The 20734-nt window shown below is 71.1% G+C and carries 18 protein-coding genes; 12 read left to right on the top strand and 6 right to left on the bottom strand.

Annotated features, from left to right (window positions below; genetic code table 11):
• Positions 1-6: 6 nt before the first annotated feature.
• On the top strand, positions 7-1266 hold the full coding sequence (pepT, locus tag IT371_23800; protein MCC6750701.1) for a peptidase T: 1260 nt from the start codon (positions 7-9) through the stop codon (positions 1264-1266).
• Here the strand turns inward: pepT and IT371_23805 are convergent, their stop codons facing one another.
• Genes IT371_23805 through IT371_23815 form a run of 3 tightly spaced genes read right to left on the bottom strand, consistent with a single transcriptional unit; the run spans position 1267 to position 3728 of the window.
• On the bottom strand, positions 1267-1839 hold the full coding sequence (locus tag IT371_23805; GenBank protein MCC6750702.1) for a CoA pyrophosphatase: 573 nt from the start codon (positions 1837-1839) through the stop codon (positions 1267-1269).
• Positions 1840-1848: 9 nt separating this feature from the next.
• Positions 1849-2331 carry an AgmX/PglI C-terminal domain-containing protein gene (locus IT371_23810; GenBank protein MCC6750703.1) on the bottom strand — a complete coding sequence of 161 codons (483 nt, stop codon included), beginning with the start codon at positions 2329-2331 and terminating at the stop codon, positions 1849-1851.
• Positions 2328-3728, bottom strand: a complete 1401-nt coding sequence (locus tag IT371_23815) for a S1 family peptidase (protein MCC6750704.1) — start codon at positions 3726-3728, stop codon at positions 2328-2330. The genes IT371_23810 and IT371_23815 overlap by 4 nt, the downstream gene beginning before the upstream one ends.
• Positions 3729-3862: 134 nt before the next feature.
• Here IT371_23815 and IT371_23820 point away from each other — a divergent pair, with 134 nt between their 5' ends.
• The 4 genes from IT371_23820 to IT371_23835 all read left to right on the top strand — a co-directional run bounded on the left by IT371_23820 (position 3863) and on the right by IT371_23835 (position 11025).
• Positions 3863-5305, top strand: a complete 1443-nt coding sequence (locus IT371_23820) for a sodium:solute symporter family protein (protein ID MCC6750705.1) — start codon at positions 3863-3865, stop codon at positions 5303-5305.
• A 100-nt stretch (positions 5306-5405) separates the two neighbouring features.
• Positions 5406-8276 (top strand): excinuclease ABC subunit UvrA, encoded by a 2871-nt coding sequence (gene uvrA / locus IT371_23825; GenBank protein ID MCC6750706.1) that lies wholly within the window; start codon positions 5406-5408, stop codon positions 8274-8276.
• On the top strand, positions 8273-9031 hold the full coding sequence (locus IT371_23830) for an ABC transporter ATP-binding protein (protein MCC6750707.1): 759 nt from the start codon (positions 8273-8275) through the stop codon (positions 9029-9031). Before uvrA ends, IT371_23830 begins: the two co-directional genes overlap by 4 nt.
• Positions 9028-11025 (top strand): CPBP family intramembrane metalloprotease, encoded by a 1998-nt coding sequence (locus tag IT371_23835; GenBank protein ID MCC6750708.1) that lies wholly within the window; start codon positions 9028-9030, stop codon positions 11023-11025. Before IT371_23830 ends, IT371_23835 begins: the two co-directional genes overlap by 4 nt.
• Here IT371_23835 and IT371_23840 read toward each other — a convergent pair.
• From IT371_23840 to IT371_23850, 3 genes are all read right to left on the bottom strand, one after another.
• Positions 10991-11680, bottom strand: coding sequence for a Crp/Fnr family transcriptional regulator (locus IT371_23840; protein MCC6750709.1), 690 nt, complete (start codon positions 11678-11680; stop codon positions 10991-10993). The genes IT371_23835 and IT371_23840 overlap by 35 nt on opposite strands.
• A 211-nt stretch (positions 11681-11891) precedes the next feature.
• A complete protein-coding gene (locus IT371_23845) occupies positions 11892-12866 on the bottom strand; it encodes an electron transfer flavoprotein subunit alpha/FixB family protein (protein ID MCC6750710.1) in 975 nt (324 codons plus the stop codon).
• Between the two features lie 19 nt (positions 12867-12885).
• Positions 12886-13698: an electron transfer flavoprotein subunit beta/FixA family protein gene (locus IT371_23850; GenBank protein MCC6750711.1), complete on the bottom strand. Its 813-nt coding sequence runs from the start codon at positions 13696-13698 to the stop codon at positions 12886-12888.
• A 158-nt stretch (positions 13699-13856) separates the two neighbouring features.
• Between IT371_23850 and IT371_23855 the strand changes: the two genes are divergently transcribed.
• The 7 genes from IT371_23855 (at position 13857) to IT371_23885 (ending at position 20734) form a co-directional block, all read left to right on the top strand.
• On the top strand, positions 13857-15815 hold the full coding sequence (locus IT371_23855) for a hypothetical protein (protein ID MCC6750712.1): 1959 nt from the start codon (positions 13857-13859) through the stop codon (positions 15813-15815).
• 66 nt (positions 15816-15881) lie between these two features.
• Positions 15882-16727, top strand: a complete 846-nt coding sequence (locus IT371_23860) for a sigma-70 family RNA polymerase sigma factor (GenBank protein ID MCC6750713.1) — start codon at positions 15882-15884, stop codon at positions 16725-16727.
• 268 nt (positions 16728-16995) lie between these two features.
• Entirely contained in the window at positions 16996-17373 is a 378-nt protein-coding gene (locus IT371_23865) for a DUF302 domain-containing protein (GenBank protein MCC6750714.1), read from the top strand.
• A gap of 57 nt (positions 17374-17430) precedes the next feature.
• Positions 17431-17724 (top strand): rhodanese-like domain-containing protein, encoded by a 294-nt coding sequence (locus tag IT371_23870; protein MCC6750715.1) that lies wholly within the window; start codon positions 17431-17433, stop codon positions 17722-17724.
• A gap of 49 nt (positions 17725-17773) precedes the next feature.
• Complete coding sequence (locus IT371_23875; protein MCC6750716.1) at positions 17774-18124, top strand: hypothetical protein; 351 nt, start codon at positions 17774-17776, stop codon at positions 18122-18124.
• A 166-nt stretch (positions 18125-18290) separates the two neighbouring features.
• Positions 18291-19520, top strand: coding sequence for a TolC family protein (locus IT371_23880; GenBank protein MCC6750717.1), 1230 nt, complete (start codon positions 18291-18293; stop codon positions 19518-19520).
• An 80-nt stretch (positions 19521-19600) separates the two neighbouring features.
• Positions 19601-20734, top strand: coding sequence for an efflux RND transporter periplasmic adaptor subunit (locus tag IT371_23885; GenBank protein MCC6750718.1), 1134 nt, complete (start codon positions 19601-19603; stop codon positions 20732-20734).

Genomic DNA, 20734 nt, shown 5'->3' on the forward strand with positions numbered 1-20734 from the left:
CGGCCCATGTCCACCCTCCCCGCCGTCGCCGAGCGTCTCCTTCGCTACGTCCGCTACGATACCCAGTCCGACGAGTCCTCGAACAGCGTCCCGAGCACCTTGAAGCAGCTCGAGCTGTCACGGCTGCTCGTGCAGGAACTGCAGCAGCTCGGGCTCGCGGACGCCGAACTCGACGCCCGCGGCTGCGTGATGGCCACCCTGCCGGGCAACGTCGCCCATCCGGTGCCCATCATCGCCCTCATGGCCCACGTGGATACGTCGCCCGAGCTCACCGGGGCCAACGTCCAGCCGCAGGTCCACGCGGCGTACGACGGAGGACCGCTCCGGCTCGGCGGCGAGTACCTCCTGACGCCGGAGCAGTGTCCCGAGCTTCGCGACCACGTGGGGCACACGATCATCACCACCGATGGGAGCACGCTGCTCGGCGCGGACGACAAGGCCGGGATCGCGGAGATCATGACTCTGCTCGAGCGGCTCGCGCGCGACCCGAAGATCCCGCACGGCACCCTCCGCGTGGCCTTCTCGTGCGACGAGGAGATCGGGCGCGGGGCGGACCGCGTCGACGTGAGGAAGCTGGGCGCGCAGTACGGCTACACGGTGGATGGGGAGACCTGGGGCCAGGTGGAGAACGAGACCTTCTGCGCCGATTCGGCGCACGTGACCTGCAAGGGGGTGAACGTCCACCCGGGCTACGCCAAGGACAAGCTGGTCAACGCGCTGAAGGTGGCGGCGCGCTTCGTCGAGCTCCTCCCGCGCGCAGAGAGCCCGGAGGCGACCTCGGGGCGCCACGGCTACGTCCATCCGGTCGCCGTGAAGGGGGGCGTCGAGGAGGCCGTGGTGAAGCTCATCCTGCGGCACTTCGAGCTGGACGGGCTCGAGGCGCAGCATCGCCTGGTAGCCGAGGTGGCCGAGAAGGCGCAGGCCGCCTTCCCCGGCGCGCGCGTGTTCGTCAGCTTCGAGGAGAGCTACCGCAACATGCGCTACGTGCTCGACCACCATCCGGACGTCGTGCAGCACGCGCTGGACGCGGTGCGCCGGGCGGGGCTACAGCCCGAGCTCCACGCCATTCGCGGTGGCACCGACGGAGCGCGCCTGTCGTACATGGGGCTGCCCACGCCCAACATCTTCACCGGGGCGCACATGTTTCACAGCCGCTACGAGTGGGTCGCGGTGGAGGCCATGGAGGCCGCCGTGGAGACGCTCGTGCAGCTGGTCCAGATCTGGGTCGAGCGGAGCGCGGTCGAGGCCCCGGTCGCGCCGCGGTGATCAGGGCTCGAGGAGTGCGAGGAGCCCGACGAGCATGCGGTAGGTGAGCCCCCAGAGCACCTGGTCCTCGACGCGCCAGCCGGGAAGCACGAGCTCCTGGCCCTTGTGTGGGTAGCGCACCTGGGTGGCCGCGGCGGGGTCGCGCAGCCAGGCCAGCTCGACCCAGTGGATGCGCTGGACCTCGTGGCTGAGCGCCGGGGTCACCTCCCGCTCGAGCGAGAAGACGAACGGGCTGATCACCAGGGGCACCGCGCGCCCCTGCGCGATCGCCGGGAGGTCGTCGAGTCGGCCAAGGAGCTGCGCGTCGGCCGCGAGGTCGATCGCGACTTCCTCGAGCGTCTCGCGTCGTGCCGCCGCGAGGGGGTCTTCGTCGGTCGCGTCGACGCGGCCGCCCGGCAGGGCGAGGTGTCCGGACCACGGGTCGTCGGGGTGTTCGGCCCGGTGGATGACGAGCACCTCCGGCGAGCGCGCGCCCTGGCGCAGGATCACCGCCACGGCGGCGCGCTTCGGGCACACCGCCTCGGCGATGAGCTCCGGGCGATGTGCGCCGAGGCGCTCGCGCCAACCTTTCATGCGGGGAGTCTACTGCAGGACCGCCATCTGGAAGCCGGCGACCGTCAGCGGGGCGCGGCTCTTCGGGAAGCGCACGCCCTTCAGCTTGGCGAGGACGCAGCGGCTGAGCGGCGAGCCGCGCACCTGATTCACCCGCGCGTCGGCCACCTGCCCGTCGGCCTTCACGACCACCTCCACGCGGGCGCGCGCGCCGGAGAGGCTCGGGTCGCGCCGTCGTGCCTCCACGAAGCAGGGCTCGATCCGCGACGTGTGACTCTGGAGGATCTGATCCACCTGTTCGCCGGAGAGGCCGCCGTCTTCGCCGCTGCGGTCCATGCGTACTACCTGGGCCGCGCAGAAGAGGTCCTTGCAGCGCGCGTTCTTCGAGGGGGCGCCCTTGGCCGCGCGCCGCGCCGTGGCCCCGCCCTTGCTCCGGGCCTTGCGAGCGACCGCACGCGGAGGGAAGGCGGCCCAGGCGAGGAACACGGCGGCTACCAGCATCCAGCGCGTCATGATCGTACCTTCAGGATACCGCAAACGCGCCATGGGGACCGCCGCCTCGCCACGAGCAGGGCCAGAGCCGCGAGGAGCCAGGCCCCGGCGCCGCTCGTCGGGTTCGCGAAGGGGACCAGCGCGCACCCCGAGGAGGTCTCGCTCCCGGTTGCTGCGCCTCCGGGGGAGGTTCCGGGGAGCAGGGCACAGGCGTGCCGGCCGCTCCCCGCCGGGAGGCACTCCATCCCCTCGCCGCAGCCGGTGGAGGGGGTGCAGAGCTGCGTGCAGAACGTGGCTCCGTCGGGGCCCGCGCCGCAGAGGCCGCTCTCACACTGATCGCTCCCGGCGCACGAGCCGCCGAGGGGGGCCTTGACGGCGCTCAGGGCGATGCAGGCTCCCTTGTCCCCGGACGCAGGCTGGCAGGCGAAACCCTGAGGGCAGCTCGGGGCGCTCAGGCTACACAGCCGCGAGCAGACCTTCGCCCCCTGGAAGCCGACGCAGAGGTTCGCCACGCACTCGCTCGAGCTCGCGCAGCGGTCTCCGAGCGGCTTGCGCGTGGTGGTGGGCGGCGGCGGGGGCTCGCACGGCGCGCTGAGGCCGCTGCCGCACGGGAGCGACCCGACGACGCCGTGGATCCACTCGGCGTACATGTCGACGCGGGTCTCCACGCTCCCCATGGTGCAGTTCTCTCCGGCGCGCGAGGCCACGCCGATCACGCGCCAGTCGTACCCCTCGCCGGCGTCGAGGTCGCCGAGGGTGGGCCCGCCGGAGTCGCCGCGGCACTTCTGCGGGCCTTGCGGGGCGTAGATCCAGAGCTCGTGCGTGCCGACCTGGAAGATGCTGGTGATCCCCTGATAGCGCACGCCGGTGCTCTGCTCGCTCGCCGCGTTCGTCTGGCCGAACCCGATGACCTCGACCGGCCGGTTCGTCTGCACGAGCGTCGCCACCTCCGCCTTCCGTACGAGCTTCACCGGTTCGACGCCCGTCACGGCCCTGGCGAGCTTGACCAGCGCGATGTCGTCGTAGACCGCGAGCTGACCGGGGGGCGTGCCGTTCGTGTAGCTCGGGTGCGCGTGCATTTCGGCGATGGGGACCACGCGCGAGGCCACGTCCGCCGCGTGCACGTTCCCTCCGAGGTAGAAGCCGGTGGGCGTCCCGGCCGGCACCTGCGCGATGCAGTGAGCGGCGGTGAGGACCCAATCCTTGGCCACGAGCGTGCCGGTGCAGAAGGCCTGGTAGTAGCCGGGGACGTTGAGGACCAGGGCGCCGACCCCCGGCAGGAGCGCGTCGGAGATCGCCTGTCCTCCGATCAGGGGAGCGCTCCTCGCCGCGACGGGCCGGGAACTCTCGTCGGCGCACCCGAGGCCTGCCAGCGAGAGCATCAGCGCCATCATCTTCCGGGGGAACCGTGCAGCCATGACATTCTCCTACTAACTAGGCTCGCTCGTCGTCCCGCCTTCCGCCGTTCCTCCACCCATCCAGAGATGCGCGCGCGAGGAGCCGGTGCGTCCTTCGAAGTCTCTCGCTGCGCAATTTGGACGCGTAGAGTAGCATGGCCCCCTGGTTCGGGGGAGTCATCGCGCAAGGACCGATGCGTGCGGCGGTTTTCAGTTTCTCGCCCCTCGACCTGGCGGTCGTCGGGTTGTTCCTGCTGGCGGTCCTGACCCTCGGCCTGCGGCTCGGGCGGCGTGCGGGTCCCGCCGAGGAGTTCTTGCTCGCGGGGCGCCGGCTCACGCTCCCGATGTTCGTCGGGAGCCTCGTCTCGACCTGGTACGGCGGGATCCTGGGCGTCGGGGAGATCGCCTTCTCCGACGGGGTCGTGACCTGGGTGACGCAGGGGGGCTTCTGGTACCTGAGCTACTTCGTCTTCGCCTTCTTCCTGGCCGAGCGGCTCTCGCGGTCGAAACAGGTCACGCTTCCGGATCAGCTGGGACTCCTGCACGGGCCGCGCGCGCGAGTCGTGGCCTCGCTGCTCAACTTCCTCAACGTGGTCCCCGTGGCCTACATGCTCTCGATGGGGCTCGTGGCGCACCTCATCCTCGGCTGCCCGGTCTGGCTCGGCACCGTCCTCGGAGCCACGCTGGTCCTCGGCTACAGCGCGCTCGGCGGGTTCCGCGCCGTGGTCTACACGGACCTGCTTCAGTTTGCCCTCATGTGCGTGGCGGTGGCCCTGCTGATGATCTTCGCGGTGGTGAAGCTCGGCGGGTCCGACTACCTGACGCTGCGCCTGCCGCCGGCGCACCTCCAGCCGCGGGGCCACGTCTCGGGCCAGGAGCTCTTCGTCTGGGCGCTCATCGCCCTGTCGACCCTTGTGGACCCGAACTTCTACCAGCGCTGCTACGCCGCGCTGACGCCGCGGGTGGCCCGCCTGGGCGTTCTCTGCTCGATCGGGTTCTGGATGCTCTTCGACGTCTGTACCACCTTCACGGGTCTCTACGCGCGCGCCGCGCTCCCGACCGCAGACCCGCGCCTGGCCTACCCGCTGCTCGCGAACCGACTCCTGCCCCCGGGGGTGAAAGGGATCTTCTTCGTCGGGCTGCTCGCCACCGTGATGGGGACCGTGGACTCGTACTGCTTCGTCGCCGCGACGACCCTGAGCCATGACTTCTTTCGCCGCACCCTGCGCCCCGACGCGACCGACGAGACGGTGGTGCGCACGACGCGCTGGGCCCTCCTCTTCACCGTGGTGCTGGCCGTGCTCCTCTCGCTGGCCTCGGGGGGCTCGATCAAGGGCGTCTGGAAGACGCTGGGCTCGCTCAGCACCTCGGCGCTCCTCGTGCCGATGCTGCTCGGTCAGCTCGGCTGGCGTCCGCGTGGTGCGGGCCTCGCGGCGATGCTGGCGGGCGCCGGTGGCACCCTGGGCTGGGCCGCGCTCAGGCGCTTCGGTCCACCCTGGGCCCGCCGCCTGGAGGTGATGGTGCCGGGGCTCGGCCTCTCGCTCTCGGCCTACGCGGGGGCGGGACTTCTCTCGAGAGGCGGAAAGGGGACGCCGTGAGCTGGGACTGGACGCTGCTCCTGGTCATCGACGCGAGTCTGCTCATCGCCGCCACCGCGGCGGTGGTGGGCTTCTTCCTGCGCGACCTGCGGCGGCGCTGATGGACACGCTGGTCATCCGCGGGGCCCGAGAGAACAACCTGAAGGGGATCGACCTGGACCTCCCCCGGGGACGGCTCGTGGTCATCACCGGCGTCTCGGGCTCGGGGAAGTCCTCGCTGGCCTTCGACACGATCTACGCCGAGGGGCAGCGTCGCTACGTCGAGTCGCTCTCGGCCTACGCGCGGCAATTCCTCGAGCGCATGTCCCGGCCCGACGTGGACACGATCGAGGGACTCAGCCCCGCGATCAGCATCGAGCAACGCGGCCTCTCGAAGAACCCGCGCTCCACCGTGGGGACGGTCACCGAGATCCACGACTACCTGCGCCTGCTCTTCGCCCGCGTGGGTCGTCCGCACTGCCCGCAGTGCGGCCAGCCGATCGCCGCGCAGAGCGTGTCGCAGATGGTGGACCAGCTCCTCGCCCTTCCCGCGGGGACCCGGTGCGCCATCCTGGCCCCCGTGGTGCGCGACAAGAAGGGGGAGCTGAAGAAGGAGCTCGACCGCCTGCGCCAGGACGGCTTCAGCCGCGTCAACCTGGACGGCGAGGTGCTGGACCTCTCCGGAGAGATCGAACTCGACCGGCAGCAGCGGCACACGCTCGAGGTCTACGTCGACCGGCTGGCGATCAAGCCCGAGGTGCGTCCGCGCCTCGCCGAGAGCCTGGAGCTGGCGCTCAAGCTCGGCGGGGGGGTGGCGAAGGTGACCTCTCCGGACCGCGGCCCGGACGGGGAGGAGCTCGACCTCGTCCTGTCCGAGCGCTTCGCCTGCCACGCCTGCGGCATCTCGCTCGCGGAGGTCTCGCCCCGCCTCTTCTCCTTCAACAGCCCGCACGGCGCGTGCCCGAGGTGCAGCGGCCTCGGCGCGCTCCTCGAGGTCGACGAGACGCGCCTCGTCCCGGACCCCGAGCTGTCGCTCCGTCAGGGGGCCATCGAGCCCTGGGAGCAGCGGGGGGGGGCCTACCACCATCGCCTCCTCGAGGCGCTCGCTCTGCGGGAGGGGATAGACCTGGATGCCCCCTACCGGCTGCTCTCCGAGGAGGCGCGGCGGCTGATCCTTCACGGCACCGGGGGCGACCCGCTCGAGCTGACGCTCGGGGAGGGAGAGCGCGCGCAGACCTACCGGCGGCCGTTCGAGGGGGTTGTCCCGAACCTCGAGCGTCGCATGGCCGAGCGGGTCAAACGCAAGAAGGAGGGCGCGACGGTCGGCGAGCTCGAGCAGTTCGACGCGGTGGTCGAGGCCTTCCAGGCCTACCTGCGACGGACGAGCTGCCCAGCCTGCGGGGGGGCGCGGCTCCGGCCCGAGGCTCTCGCCGTCCGCCTCGAGGAGCGGTCGATCCACGACCTCTCCCGGCTGAGCGTCGAGGCCGCCCTCAGGTTTTTTGAAGGCCTCGTTCTAGAAGGGCGCGATCAGATCGTGGGGGCTCGCATCCTGCGCGAGATCGTCTCGCGGCTGACCTTCCTTCGCGGCGTGGGGCTCGGGTACCTGACTCTCGACCGCGTCGCGGCGACCCTCTCGGGGGGCGAGGGGCAGCGCGTGCGGCTGGCCACGCAGATCGGGGCCGCTCTCGTGGGGGTGCTCTACATCCTCGACGAGCCCTCGATCGGGCTCCACCCGAGAGACCACGCGCAGCTGCTCGAGACGCTGCTGCGGCTGCGCGACCTCGGCAACACGGTTCTCGTGGTGGAGCACGACGAGGAGGCGATGCGCGCGGCCGACTACGTGGTGGACCTGGGACCCGGCGCGGGCGAGCAGGGGGGGCGCGTGATGGCCCAGGGGACCCTGCAGGAGGTGATGGCGACCGCCGGGAGCCTCACCGGGCAGTACCTGGCGGGGAAAAGGCGGATCGAGGTCCCGCGCGCGCGGAGGAAGGGGCAGCGCAAGCCCCTGCTGGTCCGCGGCGCCCGCACCAACAACCTGAAGGGGATCGACGTGCGGATCCCGCTCGGCACGTTGACTTGCGTGACCGGCGTCTCCGGGTCGGGGAAGTCCTCGCTGATCGTGGACACGCTCCTGCCGGCCGCGCGGGCCTTCCTCCACCGCAGTCGCGACGCGGCGGGGGAGCACGACGGGCTCGAGGGACTCGAGCTGCTCGAGCGGGTGATCGCGGTCGATCAGAGCCCCATCGGCCGCACGCCCCGGTCGAATCCTGCCACCTACGCCGGGCTCTTCGGCCCCATCCGGGAGCTCTTCGCCGGTACCGCCGAGGCGCGGCTGCGCGGGTACACCGGCCGGCGCTTCTCCTTCAACGTGAAGGGGGGGCGCTGCGAAGCGTGCAAGGGGGACGGCATCCTGCGCATCGAGATGCACTTCCTCCCCGACGTGTACGTGCCGTGCGACGTCTGCGAGGGGCGACGGTACGGCGAGGAGACCCTGCGCATCCGGTACAAGGGGCTCTCGATCGCGGACGTGCTGGAGCGGACCGTCGACGAGGCGCGGCTGCTGTTCGCCGCGGTCCCTCCGGTGCGAGACCGACTCGAGGTGCTCTCGCGGGTGGGGCTCGGGTACCTTCGACTCGGGCAGGCCGCGACCACGCTCTCCGGGGGCGAGGCGCAGCGCATGAAGCTGGCGAAGGAGCTCGCGCGACGAGGGAGCGGACACGCGCTCTACATCCTCGACGAGCCCACGACGGGGCTACACTTTGCGGACATCCACCTGCTGCTGGAAGTGCTGAACGAGCTCGTGGACGCGGGAAACACGGTGATCGTGATCGAGCATCAGGTGGACGTGGTGAAGAGCGCGGACTACGTGATCGACCTCGGCCCCGAGGGGGGCGATGGGGGAGGGGAGGTGGTCGTGGCCGGGACGCCGGAGGAGGTGGCGGCCTCGCCTCGCTCGCACACGGGAGCCTGGCTGAAGCGAGTGCTGTCGTGAGCGTCGCCGCGTGCGAGCTGCGGAAGAGCTTCGCCGGCCTGGACGCCGTGGCGGGGCTCTCCTTCGCCGTGGCGGCGGGAGAGGTCTACGGGCTCATCGGTCCGAACGGCGCCGGCAAGACCACGACGCTGCGCATGCTGGCCGGCCTGCTGCGCCCTGACGCGGGGCAGGCGCGGATCTGCGGCGAGGACGTGGCCGCCGACGTCGAGCGCGCCAAGTCGCGCGTCGGGTACCTCACCGCGGCGACGGGGCTCTACGAGCGCCTGACCGCGCGCGAGACCCTGCGTTTCTTCGGGCAGCTCTACGGCAAGACCGTGGCCGAGGTGGACGCGCGGATCGAGGTGCTGGCTCCGGCGCTCCGCCTCGAGGGGCTGCTCGAGCGTCGCTGCGGCAAGCTCAGCACGGGGGAGCGGCAGCGCATCTCGCTCGCGCGGGCGACGATCCACGATCCGCCCGTGCTGATCCTCGACGAGCCGACGGCGGGGCTCGATATCGTCGCGAGCCGGTCGGTGGCGGACTTCGTGCGAACCGCCCGAGGCGCCGGGCGGGCCATCCTGTTCTGCACGCACTACATGTCGGAGGCCGAGCTGCTCTGCGATCGCATCGGTCTCCTCTCGGGCGGGAAGCTGCTGGCCGAGGGGGCCCCCGCGGTCCTGAAGGCCGAGCTCGGGGCGGGGTCGCTCGAGGAGGCCTTCCTGCGGCTGCTCGACCGGCAGCGTGGCGTGGAGGCGAAGGCCGCGGAGGGATCGGCATGACCCGCCTCGTCTGGCTCATCTACCGCAAGGAGGTGCTCGAGACGCTGCGGGACAAGCGCACCTTGATCGTGATGGTGCTCCTCCCCCTCTGCCTCTATCCGCTCGTCGGGGTGGGCGTCACGCAGTGGATGGGTGTGCAGCAGGCGGCCCGCCGCGCGCAGCCCTCGCGGGTCGGTCTGGCGGGACCGGCCTGGCCGGAGCTCGACGTCGCTCTCGCGCACGACCCGCAGCTTCGCCTGGTGCGACCGGCGCAGCGGGAGGCGGTGAGCCGCGGCGAGCTCGACCTGGTGCTCGACGTGCGGGGGGAGCATGGCGTGGCGTTGGCCTCCGGGCGGCCGGTGAGCCTGGAGCTCGTCTTCGACGAGACGCGGGAGGCGTCGACGCAGGCCTTGCGCCGGGCGAAGAAGGCGCTCGAGGGGTTTGGCCGGGCCCTGGCGCGCGACCGCCTCGAACGGGCGGGCCTCTCTCCATCGCTGCTCGAGCCTCTGGCGGTCAGGGAGCGGGGGCTCGCCAGCCAGAAGCAGATCGGCCGCAAGATCCTGTCCACGCTCATCCCGATGCTCGTGGTGCTGATGGTCCTCCTCGGGGCCTTCTACCCGGCGATCGACCTGACGGCCGGGGAGAAGGAGCGCGGGACGCTGGAGACCCTGCTCGTCGCGCCGGTGCCGCGGCTCGCGCTGATCGTCGGCAAGTGCCTGGTGGTGGCCACGGTGGCGCTCGTGACGGGGCTGCTCAACATGGGCTCGATCGGGGTGACCTTCGGGCTCGGGTTCGCCCCCGCGCTCAAGGCCAGCGGGCTGCTCGCCGAGCTGCCGTGGTCGTCGGTGGCGCTGACGGTGGTGGCGCTCGTCCCCGCGGCCCTCTTCTACGCCGCCGTCATGGTGGCCGTGGCCACGCTGGCGCGGAGCTTCAAGGAGGCCCAGACGCTCCTCACCCCCGTCTACCTCGTTTGCGTCCTGCCGACCGCGGTGAGCCAGCTCCCGGGGGTCGAGCTCACGCCGCTCACGGCGCTCCTCCCCGCGGTGAACGTCGCGCTTCTCACGCGCGAGCTCGTGGCCGGGAAGCTGGCCTGGCTCCCCACGCTCCTCGCGGTGGGGAGCACGCTGGCCTACGCTCTCGCGGCCCTCAGCATCGGGGCCCGCATCTATCAGGGCGAGCGGCTGCTCTTCGCGGCCGAGGCCGACGCGGGTGGAGCCTCGGGGCGCGGTGCCCGGCCGCTGGCCGCCTTTCCCGAGCCGTGGCACGCGGGGACGCTCCTCCTCGGCGTGATGGCGCTGATGCTCCTCGTGGGCCGGCCGCTGCAGGCGTGGGGGATAATCCCCGGGCTGCTCGTGACCGAGTGGCTGCTCATCGCGACGCCGGTCGTGCTCCTGATTCGCTTCGCGCGGCTGGACCCCCGCGCCGTGCTGGCGCTCCGGCGTCCCTCGGCGGGCGCTCTGGTCGGCGCGATCCTGGCGGGGGCGAGCGGGTGGTACCTCGTCGGGGTGCTCGTGGAGGCCGCACAGCAGCGCGTTCTGCCGATCCCCAAGGAGATCCTCGACGAGGCGCGCCGCCTGCTCTTCGACCCGCACCGCAGCCTGGCCCTGGACCTCTTTGCGCTCGCGCTCTCCCCGGCGATCTGCGAGGAGCTGCTCTTTCGGGGGGTGCTCCTCCGCGCCAGCCAGCGCGGGATGAAGACCGGTGCGATCGTCCTGCTCAACGCGGCGCTCTTCGGCCTGTTCCACCTCTCGATCTACCGCCTCCTTTCCACGGCCATCCTGGGGGGCGTGCTTGCCTGGATCGTCCTGCGGGGGCGGTCGATCGTCCTGTCCATGACGTTCCACGTGCTGAACAACAGCGCGGCGCTGCTGCTCGGACGGGCTATGGGTGGAAAGGAGCTAGAGCGGCTCGAGGCGAGTCCGGTCTTCCTGGGCCTCGCGGCGGCAGCTTTCGGGGCGGGCCTGTGGCTCATCCATCGCGCTACACCAGCGCGCGAAGACCCTCTCGGTCGGTGATGATCACCTTGCGACCGTCGCTGGAGATGAGCTTCTTCTTCTTGAAGTGAGAGAGCGTCAGGCTCACCGTCTCGCGCGTCGAGCCGATGAGGTTGGCCATCTCCTGGTGCGTGATCTTCACCGCGACCATCGTGCCGCGCGCGTCGTCCACGCCGTAGTCCTCGCAAAGGTTCAGCAGAAGCTCGGCGAGCTTGGCGTTCACGTCCTTGAAGACGAGGTCCTCCATCTTGGCTTCCAGCTCGAGGCGGCGCTGGCAGAGGATCTTGCTCAGCGCGTAGCCGACCGCGCTGTGGGTTTTCACCACCTCTTCGAAGCGCGGGCGCTCCATCTGCGTGACCAGCGCGTTCTCCATCGCCTCGGCCATCTCCTGGCGCGGGCCGCCGTCCACGATGCAGAGCTCCCCGAAGATCTCTCCGGGGCCGCGATACGAGAGGGTGAGCTCCTTGCCGTCCGGGGTGACGCGGGAGATCTTCACCCGTCCCCCGTTGACGAAATAGACGGATTCTCCGGGGTCCCCCGACATGTAGATCACCCGGCGGCGGCGCGCCTCCTCGAGCGTCACGTGGTCGGCCAGCGCGGAGAGCTCGTCAGCCGATAAGAATCTGAAAAGTGGTATCTTTTTGAGATACCAGAGTGCGCGCCGGTCCTCTTGCACGGGGGGCTCCTCGGGCCAATCTGTGCGGGAACCTACAGTAGGGCCGCTCACCTGTCCACGGGATATCTGTCGGCCGGACCACATTTCGAGGGCCGTCGGCGGGGAGCGCCGGCAGTCTTGCGCGGGGAGGAGGAGAGAGAGGGCGGGGCGGGAACTGGACGGGCGACGGCCCCGGGGCGCGCAGGTCGCGGCCGGCCCCTTGGGTCCCGGGCTACTGGCTGGCCTTCACGGCCTTCAGCTTCTCCGTCAACTCGGGGAGCACGTCCTCCCACTTGGCTACGAGCCCGTAGTCGGCCACCTGGAAGATCGGCGCCTCGGGGTCCTTGTTGATCGCGACGATCACCTTCGAGCCCTTCATGCCCGCCAGGTGCTGGATCGCGCCGCTGATCGCTACCGCCACGTACAGGTTCGGCGCCACTACCTTGCCGGTCTGCCCCACCTGCAGGTCGTTCGGCACGAGTCCGGCGTCGCACGCGGCGCGCGTGGCGCCCACGGCGCCGCCCAGCAGGTCAGCGATCGCCTCCAGGTGCTTGAAGTTCTCGGCGGCCTTCATCCCGCGGCCCCCCGACACGACCACCTTGGCGTCCGTGAGGTCGGGTCGCGCGCTCGTCACCGCTTCGAGCTTCACGACCTGCGCGCCGAGCGTGCTCACCGCGCCCGCATCCGCCGTCTCCACCGCGCAGCTGCTGCCGCTCGCCGCGGCCGGAGCCCACTCGGTCTGCCGCACGGACACCACCGCCATGGCCGTGGTGACCTCGACCTTGGCGACCACGTTCCCGGCGAGCATCGGCCGCCGGAAGCTCTTCGGGCCGAGGACCCCCGAGACCTCCGAGGCCATCCCCGCTCCGAGCAGCGCCGCGACGCGCGGGAGCAGGTCCTTGCCCATCGAGGTCGAGGTGCCGCAGACGAGGTCCGCGCCCTGCGCCTTGGCCACCTGCGCGACCACCGGAGCGTAGGTCTCCGCCATGTAACCGCCGAGGCTCGCGTGGTCCACGGAGATCACCTTGGTCAGCCCGTAGCCGGCCAGCTCCGAGGCCGCGCCGGAGACGTTCTGCCCGATCACCAGGCCGATGAGGTCGCCCGCACCGCGCGTTTCCCGCAGTTTGCGAGCGAAGGAAATGGCGTTCAGCGAAGCCGAGCGCAGCGCGCCCGCCTTTTGCTCTGCAACGATCAGAATGTTGCCCATCGTCGTCTCCTCGCTCTCGCTATAGGACCTTGGCTTCGGTGCGCAGCTTCTCGATCAGCTGGTCCACCGATTCGACCTTGATGCCGGCCTTGCGCTCGGGCGGCGCTTCCACGCCCACGGTCTTCACCGCCGGGGTGAGCGACACGCCGAGGGCCGCCGCGTCGAGCTCCTCGATCGTCTTCTTCTTGGCCGCCATGATCCCTTTAAGAGAGGCGTAGCGCGGTCCGTCGCCGTAGGTCGCGCCTCCTTGGGCGTTGCGAACGGCGTTCGGCATGACGATGCGCAGGTCCACCGAGACGACGGCCGGCAGCGGAAGCTTCTTGAACTCGGTGCCCCCGTCGACCTCGCGGCCCACCGTCACGGAGGCCTGGTCGCTCGCGAGCTCCACGTCGCAGGCGAAGCAGGCCTGCGGCAGGCCGAGGTAGCCGGCCACGAGCTGCGGCACCTGATTCGCGTCGCCGTCCACCGTCTGCTTGCCCATCAGGACGAGCGTCGGCTTCTCCTTCTGCACGACGGCGGTCACGATGCGCGCGACCTGCTCGCTGTCGAGGGCGGTGTCGTCTCCTGCGACGAGAATCCCTCGGTCCGCGCCCATGGCCAGGCAGCTCCGCACCTGCTGGCTCGCGTCCTTGGGGCCGATGGACAGCACCACCACCTCACCCGACCGCTCCCCGCCGCTCCCCTTCTCCGTCAGGCGCAGCGCTGTCTCCACCGCATACTCGTCGAAGGGATTGACCACGAAGTTCGCGCCGGCGAGGTCGACGGCGTCACCTTTGATCTTCACCTTCTGCTCGGGGTCTGGGACCCGTTTGGCGGTGACCAGTATCTTCACGGTCGTCTCTCCTTGACTGGGTCCGACGGTGGAGGCTCCGTTTGAGCTCCGTCCCTCGGTATGACCTTTCAACGTGCGCGTGGGTAACACGCCGCGTTACGCGCTGTCAACGCTCGCGCCGCTTGTTCCCGGCGGGCGCCGCTGGGAAGCTTACCCCCATGCCCCTTCCGCGCCAGCTGTCGGTTCTCCTCGGCCTCGGTCTCTCCCTGCTTCCGGCGGTCGGACGCGCCGACGCCACGGCGCGCGCGCAGGCGAGCTACGACCTGGCCCCGCTCCTCGCGCTGATCCGCCCGGCGCAGCGCCCCCAGCTCGCGCGACAGTCGGGCCTCACGGACCTACGCGACCTGCCGCTCTACGAGCTGGACCTGGCCCTCGACGAGGCCTCGGCGCGCCTGGCGGGCCGGGTGGTGATCCACTTCAAGAACCGCTCGAAGCGGCCGCTCGCGGTGCTGCCGCTTCTTCTGCACCCGAACGCTCCTCGCGAGCTGGGGGCCGCCGGGGCGCCCGCCATGCAGGTGACCGAGGCGACCGCGGTCGACGGTCCCCAGGTGACGCTCGCGCGCCGCCGTCCGACGCTGGTCGAACTCCGCTTCGCGCGTCCTCTCGCCCCCGGCGAGCGCGTGAAGCTCCGCGTGAGCTACTCCGCGCGCCTTCGGCCGCTGCCGGCCGACGCGAACGACCTCTTCGCGCAGGCGCTCTCGTCGCTCGGGATGAGCGGCACGGGGAGCGCCGCCTCGGACTACGGCCTGCTCGCCGTGGGGGACGGTCTGCTCACGCTGGCCTCGGCCTACCCGATGGTGGCCCCCTACGGGGACGGTCGTTTCGACACCTCAGCGCCGGCGCGCTTCGGGGACCTGGCCTACAACGAGCTGGCGCACTTCAAGCTGCGCACGGTGCTGCCGAAGGGCTACCAGATGGTCTCGAACCTGGTGGACCAGGAGAAGGGAGCGCCGCTCGGCGCGGATCAGGTGGTCTTCCACTCGGCGGGGGCGGCGGTGCGGGACCTGGTCCTCGTGGCGGGGCGCAAGCTGGTCAGGAAGAGTCGCGCGCTCGGCGACGTGCGGGTGACCAGCGTCTACCTGGCCGAGGACGCCGCCGCCGGGGCGCGTGTGCTGGCGACGGCGCACGCCGCGCTCCGCCTCTTCGAGGAGCGTTTCGGGCCGTATCCCTACACGGAGCTGGACGTGGTCGAGTCCACCCTCGTCGGTGGCGCGGGGGGCGTGGAGTTCTCGGGGATGGTGCTCATCGCGGGGATGCTCTACCGCAAGCCGAGCCAGAGCGGCAGTCCGCTGGCCCAGCTGCTCAAGCTGATCGGGCGCCTCGGCGGCGTCCTGCAGGGGGCGTTCGAGAAGCCACGCTCCGGCGGCAAGCCGCAGGGCGAGGGGCAGCTCGGCTCGATGGACCAGATGATCGAACGCATGGCCCTCTTCACGGTGGCGCACGAGGTGGCCCACCAGTACTTCGCCGGCCTCGTGGGGATCGATTGCCGGCGCCACGCCGCGCTCGACGAGCCGCTCGCGCAGTACGCTGCGGGGGAATACGCCAAGCACGCGCTCGGGAAGAAGGCGGGGGAAGCGCTCCTCGACACGAACGCCAAGCTCAACTACGGCATCTACCGCCTGCTCGGGGGAGCGGACCTGGCGGCCGCGCAACCGCTCGCGCAATTCCCGTCGTCGATGGCCTACGCGGCGATCGTGTACGGCAAGGCGCCGTACTTCTACGCGGCGCTCGAGAAGCGCCTCGGCGCGCCGCGTCTGCGCAAGATTCTGCGCGCCGCGGTGGACCGCTATCGGTTTCGCCTGGTCACCGTCCCGGCGTGGACCCGTGCGCTCGACGAGGCGGCGGGAGGGGGCGGTGTCGTGACGGGCCTCGCGCGGCGCTGGCTGCACGGCGCCCACGGGGACGCGGACCTAGGCGTGGACGAGTCGGGGGAGACGGTGCTGCGGTCGTTCTTCGACCGGGAGACGCTCGCGTCGCTCAAGCGCTCTCTGGCCATCGTGGGGATGCACCCCAAGGACCTCTTTCGCCTCCTCATGGGAAACCTCATGCGCGGTCAGGGGGCGACCCCCGGGAGCCTCGACCCCGAGGAGGCGCTGAAGCGGCTCCCCAGCCGTTGACGGAGGCGCGGCGGGCCGCGCAGGGGGCACTCCCTCCGACGCCCGCCCTGTGCTATCCCTCGGCAGATGGCCACCCCCACGGACCAGGAACTCGTCGCCGCGGCCCAGGCGGGAGACCGCGTGGCCCTCGAGCGGCTGCTCGAACGGCACCAGGGACAGATCTACCGCTTTGGCCTGAAGATGTGTCGCCACCCCGAGGACGCCAAGGACGTGGTGCAGGAGACGCTCTTCGCGGTGGCGCGGGGAGTGGGCAACTTCCGTGGAGCCTCGTCGGTTTCCACCTGGCTCTACAGCATCGCCCGCAGCTTTTGCATCAAGCAGCGGCGCAGGAGCAAGTTTGCGCCCGACGAGGAGCGCTCGCTCGAGCGGGCCATCGAAGGGCGGGAGCCGCTCCCGGCCGACTCCGCGGAGCTGGCCGACGAGCAACTCGCGACCCTCGAGCTGCAGCAGGCCCTGGACGACGCGATAGGCCGCCTGGAACCGATGTATCGCGAGGTGCTGGTCCTGCGCGACGTCCAGGGCCTCACGGCTCCCGAGGTGGCAGAGGTGATGGGCCTCTCCGTGGACGCCGTGAAGAGTCGCCTGCACCGGGCGCGGCTGGCGGTGCGGGAGCGACTCGTTCCGCTGCTGCAGGGCCCGCCGCTTGCCACCGAGGAGCGAGGGCCGGCCGAGGGGTGTCCCGACGTGCTGCTCCTCTTTTCGCGGCACCAGGAGGGGGAGATCAGCGCCGAGCTCTGCGGCGAGCTGGAGCGACACCTTGCAGGCTGCCCGCGGTGTCGCGCGGCCTGCGACACGCTGCGCCAGACCCTGGCGCTCTGCCGCACGGCCCCGGCGGGAGAGATGCCGGAGGAGGCGCGGCGGTCGGTCCAGACGGCGATCGACGGCTTTTGGGCGGCCAGGGAAGGGCGCTGAATCCTTTTTGCCCGGCCCGGCTCCAAGCAAAGGTAGCGGCCGCGTGCCGCCCCGACACCAGACGAACGCCAGGGACGTACTCCATGGATGGATATCTCGGATTGATCATCTTTGCGGCCGTGTGGTTCGGCCTGCAAATCTTCGTTCTGCCGCGGCTGGGAGTGCCCACTTGAGCCGTACCTGATCCGCGCCGGTCGGCGCGGCAGACGGCGGGCAAGGCCGACTCGAACGATCCGCAGGGAGGGAGCTGCTCATGAAGAACGTTGGAATGCACAAGGAACTGCGCTGCACCTACGACGAGGCGCTCACGCGCGTGACCGAGGCGCTCAAGACCGAGGGGTTCGGCGTCCTCACGGAGATCGACGTCAAGGAGACCCTGAAGAAGAAGATCGACGTCGACTTCCGTCGCTACAAGATTCTCGGTGCCTGCAACCCGCCCTTCGCGCACCGGGCGCTCCAGACGGACCTGCAGGCCGGGCTCCTGATGCCGTGCAACGTGGTGGTCTACGAGAACGACGAGCAGCGGGCGACGGTGATGGCCGTGGATCCGATGCAGACGATCGCCATGGCCGGCAAGCCGGAGCTGACCGAGCTGGCGACGGAGGTGCGCGCGAAGCTGGAGCGGGCCCTCGGGCGCCTGGAGTAGACCGTGTGGCCGAAGATCGCGGTGGTCGCGGTGGCCATCCTAGCCGTCGGGTTGATCATGTTCTTTCGTAGAGGATCTGGTCTGTCGAGTGAAGACGCGCGGGCCCTCGTCTCCAAGGGCGCTCGCCTGCTGGACGTGAGATCGCGCGAGGAGTTCGCCGGCGGGCACCTGCCCGGGGCGGTGAACATCCCCGTGCAGGAGCTGGCCTCGCGGGTGAAAGAGGTCGGAGCCGCGCATCAGCCGGTGGTGGTCTACTGCGCCGCCGGCATGCGCAGCGCGCGGGCTGCCGGCATCCTGCGCGGCGCCGGGTTCACGGCGGTTCACGACCTCGGCGCGATGAGCCGCTGGTGAGGACGATGTTGGTCCCTGCCGGGGGGACCCCCTTGTCACGGATGAGGTCGTGACTATAGTTCGTACCGTGCAGCGGCGTTTCGCCCGAGAGCAGGAAGTGCTGGCGAGAGTTCGAGCCAACTCCCGCGCCGGGCTCGTCGGCTGGCTTGTTCTCGTGGCTGCCCTGTTCGCGCTCCTCGGCCCCGGCCACGTTCCCTCCGGCGGGGAGGGGCCCCGACACGCGGCGCCCTTGACGGCTACCGACGGCGACGCCCCCGAGACGGACGATCTTCTGCCCCCCAGCACCCATTCGGCAGCCACCGCGCTGCTCGATGAGCGGGAGGCTCCGGCCCCCATTGCCGGGTCGGCGCGGCACGCCCATCAGCGCGCGCTCGAACGGCCGCCCCGCCAGTTCAGCTAACCCAGACACCGATACTCCGACAGCTTCGCGGGCGCGCGCTCGGTCACCCGAGCGCTCCGCCAGCGCACCGACGACTCGCCAACGCCCAGGTCGCAGGTGCCGGCGTCGCTGGCAATCCCAGTACGAGCGGCGTCGTCTGGACGGCGGCGCGAGGTTTGGACTGCGAATGACGAGAGCTGGGCCCCTTCTCCTTGGGCTGGTCATCGGCACAACGTCGGCGCGCGCCGAGCAGCTGAGCCTGCGGCGGGCGCTCGAGTACGCCGCGGAGTCCGCTCCCGAGGTGCGGCTCGCGGCTCGCCTCGAGGCAGAGGCGCGCGCGACGCGCGTGGGAGCGGGGCTTATCACCCCTGTCAATCCGCGCGCGAACTTCGACGTCCGCCCCTCCCGTGAGACCTCCGGGCGGGCCCTGGGCTTTGCCGGAGGACTCGAGCTTGCCTTCGACGTGAGCGGGGCCCCGGCGCTGCGGGTGAAGGAGGCCGCCGGCCGCCTGGCGGTGGCGCGCCAGGGCGTCGGTGCGGCCCGTCTCGCGGCACGGCACCGGGCCTACCGGGCCTACGCGGCGCAGCAGCTTGCCAGGCTGAGGCTCGTCGAGCTCGGACGGGCGGAGGCCATTGCGCGACGCGTGCTCGCGGCGACCGAGAAGCGCGTGGCGGCAGGCGCCTCCGGCGACACGGACACCACCTCGGCACGGGTAGGTCTCGCCAAGCTGCGAGCGGAGCAGATACGTGCGCAGGCAGCGCTCGTGGGGCGACGCATGGCCCTGCTCGATGCTCTCGGATCTCCCCCCGAGGCCTATCTCGAGCTCTCCACGCCGTGCGACGAAACGGCGCTTCCGGCGACCCCGGGCCTTGGCAGGTCGCGCGAGCTTGCCATCTCGAGACGGGGCGAGCTCGCCGAGCTGCGCGCGCGCGTGGCGCTGGCAGACGTGACTCTGCAGCGATTGCGCCGGGAGGTGGTGCCGCGAGTCGGCGTGTACGGCGGGGTGGATGCATCGCCTGCCTCGCCGGTCTTCGGGGTCGTGGGCCTGTCAGTAGAGCTCCCCTTGTTGCAGCGCAACCAGGGCCCGCTGGCCGTGGGGCGCGAGGTGGCCGAGACCGAGCGGACGCGTCTCGAGCTGGCGCGCCAACGCGTTCTTCGAGAGGTCGTGGGGGCCCACAGAGCCTACGACCTCGCTCGCGAGCAGCTCCGGCGGATCTCGGCCGAGGCTCTCCCCGCGGCCGACGAGCGGCTCCGGCTCGTGGAGCTGGGCTGGCAAGCCGGACGCTTCGACATCTTCAGATTGACCGCGGCGGCGGCCGACGCTGCGGAGCTCCACCTGGCCCGAGTCGACGCGCTCGAGGCCTGTTGGCAGGCCTGGGTGGGGCTGCTCGAGGCCACGGGAGCGGAAGGACCATGAGCGAAAATGCCGCAACGGAGGTTCTAGAATCAGAGATCCATTTGTCCCTGCCCGCGCGAGGTCCCCGTCGGCGACTGCCGATGATCCTCCTCGGAGCCGTTGGGCTAGCGATCTTGGGCGGGGGCGCCGCCTGGCTGCTCCGGTCGGAGGAGCCGCACCCGACGAGCGGTGGCGCGGGAGGCGATCTGCCCCAGCCGAGCGGAAAAGGGTTCCGGCTGAGCGCGGCCTTTGCGCGACGGATTGGCCTTGCCTCGGAGCCCGCTGCGCTTCGCAGCTTTCGGCCGGTCGTGCAGCTCGTGGGTACCGTGGCGACGGATCCGCGGCGCGTGGCGGTGGTCGGCTCGCGCATCGCGGCCAGGGTGAGGCGCGTCTACAAGGTGCTTGGCGACCCCGTGCGAAAGGAGGAGGTGCTGGCGGACCTCGACAGCGCGGAGCTCGCACGAGCCCAGGCGGACCTGCTCAAGGCCAAGGCGCGCGAAGTTGCGGCCGAGGCGGAGGCGCAGCGCGCGGCGAGCCTCGCCGCGGAACGGGTGGGCTCTCGCCGGGAGGCGGAACAGGCGAAGGCCCAGGCGGCGGTGGCTCGAGCGGAGCGCGAGGCGGCCGAGCAGTCGATGCGGGCCCTCGGAGGCGACCGCGGGACTCCGCTCGGTCTGCTCAGGCTGCGGAGTCCCATCGCCGGGAGGGTGATCGAGGCGAAGCTCGCACGGGGGCAGGCAGTGGAGCCCTCGCACGCCGCGTACGTGGTCGCGGACCTGTCGTCCCTCTGGGTCGAGCTGAAGGTCTTCGAGCGGGACCTAGCGACGGTGCGGATGGGAGACCCGGTCGAGGTCGTCCCCGCGAGTCACGGCGGCCACGCGGTGCGGGGGGTCGTGGCGCACGTGGGTTACGTGCTGGACGTGGCGACGCGGAGTGCGACGGTCCGCGTGGAGATCCGGAACCCCGATGGACAGCTTCGCCCAGGGCAGTCGGTCAAGGCCGAGCTGCTCGCGGACGGGTCGCGGGTGGCGACTCTCGCCGTCCCCCGAGGGGCGGTCACTGTCGTGGATGGTGTGCCGCACGTCTTCGTCATGGCGGAGCCTGACCTCGTCGAACCTCGTCCTCTGACGCTCGGTCCGCACGACCGTAGCTACGTGGCAGTGCGTGCGGGTCTCAAGGCGGGTGAGCGGGTCGTCACGGGCGGCCTCTTCGCCATCAAATCCGAGATCTACAGGTAG

It is taken from the genome of Deltaproteobacteria bacterium, assembly GCA_020848905.1.
Taxonomy (GTDB): Bacteria; Myxococcota_A; Polyangia.

Excerpts from the sequence above, each read along its gene's own strand:
- pepT (MCC6750701.1), top strand. The coding sequence starts at position 7 with ATGTCCACCCTCCCCGCCGTCGCCGAGCGTCTCCTTCGCTACGTCCGC.
- IT371_23805 (MCC6750702.1), bottom strand. The coding sequence starts at position 1,839 with ATGAAAGGTTGGCGCGAGCGCCTCGGCGCACATCGCCCGGAGCTCATC.
- IT371_23810 (MCC6750703.1), bottom strand. The coding sequence starts at position 2,331 with ATGACGCGCTGGATGCTGGTAGCCGCCGTGTTCCTCGCCTGGGCCGCC.
- IT371_23815 (MCC6750704.1), bottom strand. The coding sequence starts at position 3,728 with ATGGCTGCACGGTTCCCCCGGAAGATGATGGCGCTGATGCTCTCGCTG.
- IT371_23820 (MCC6750705.1), top strand. The coding sequence starts at position 3,863 with ATGGCCCCCTGGTTCGGGGGAGTCATCGCGCAAGGACCGATGCGTGCG.
- uvrA (MCC6750706.1), top strand. The coding sequence starts at position 5,406 with ATGGACACGCTGGTCATCCGCGGGGCCCGAGAGAACAACCTGAAGGGG.
- IT371_23835 (MCC6750708.1), top strand. The coding sequence starts at position 9,028 with ATGACCCGCCTCGTCTGGCTCATCTACCGCAAGGAGGTGCTCGAGACG.
- IT371_23845 (MCC6750710.1), bottom strand. The coding sequence starts at position 12,866 with ATGGGCAACATTCTGATCGTTGCAGAGCAAAAGGCGGGCGCGCTGCGC.
- IT371_23855 (MCC6750712.1), top strand. The coding sequence starts at position 13,857 with ATGCCCCTTCCGCGCCAGCTGTCGGTTCTCCTCGGCCTCGGTCTCTCC.
- IT371_23860 (MCC6750713.1), top strand. The coding sequence starts at position 15,882 with ATGGCCACCCCCACGGACCAGGAACTCGTCGCCGCGGCCCAGGCGGGA.
- IT371_23865 (MCC6750714.1), top strand. The coding sequence starts at position 16,996 with ATGCACAAGGAACTGCGCTGCACCTACGACGAGGCGCTCACGCGCGTG.
- IT371_23870 (MCC6750715.1), top strand. The coding sequence starts at position 17,431 with ATGTTCTTTCGTAGAGGATCTGGTCTGTCGAGTGAAGACGCGCGGGCC.
- IT371_23880 (MCC6750717.1), top strand. The coding sequence starts at position 18,291 with ATGACGAGAGCTGGGCCCCTTCTCCTTGGGCTGGTCATCGGCACAACG.
- IT371_23885 (MCC6750718.1), top strand. The coding sequence starts at position 19,601 with ATGATCCTCCTCGGAGCCGTTGGGCTAGCGATCTTGGGCGGGGGCGCC.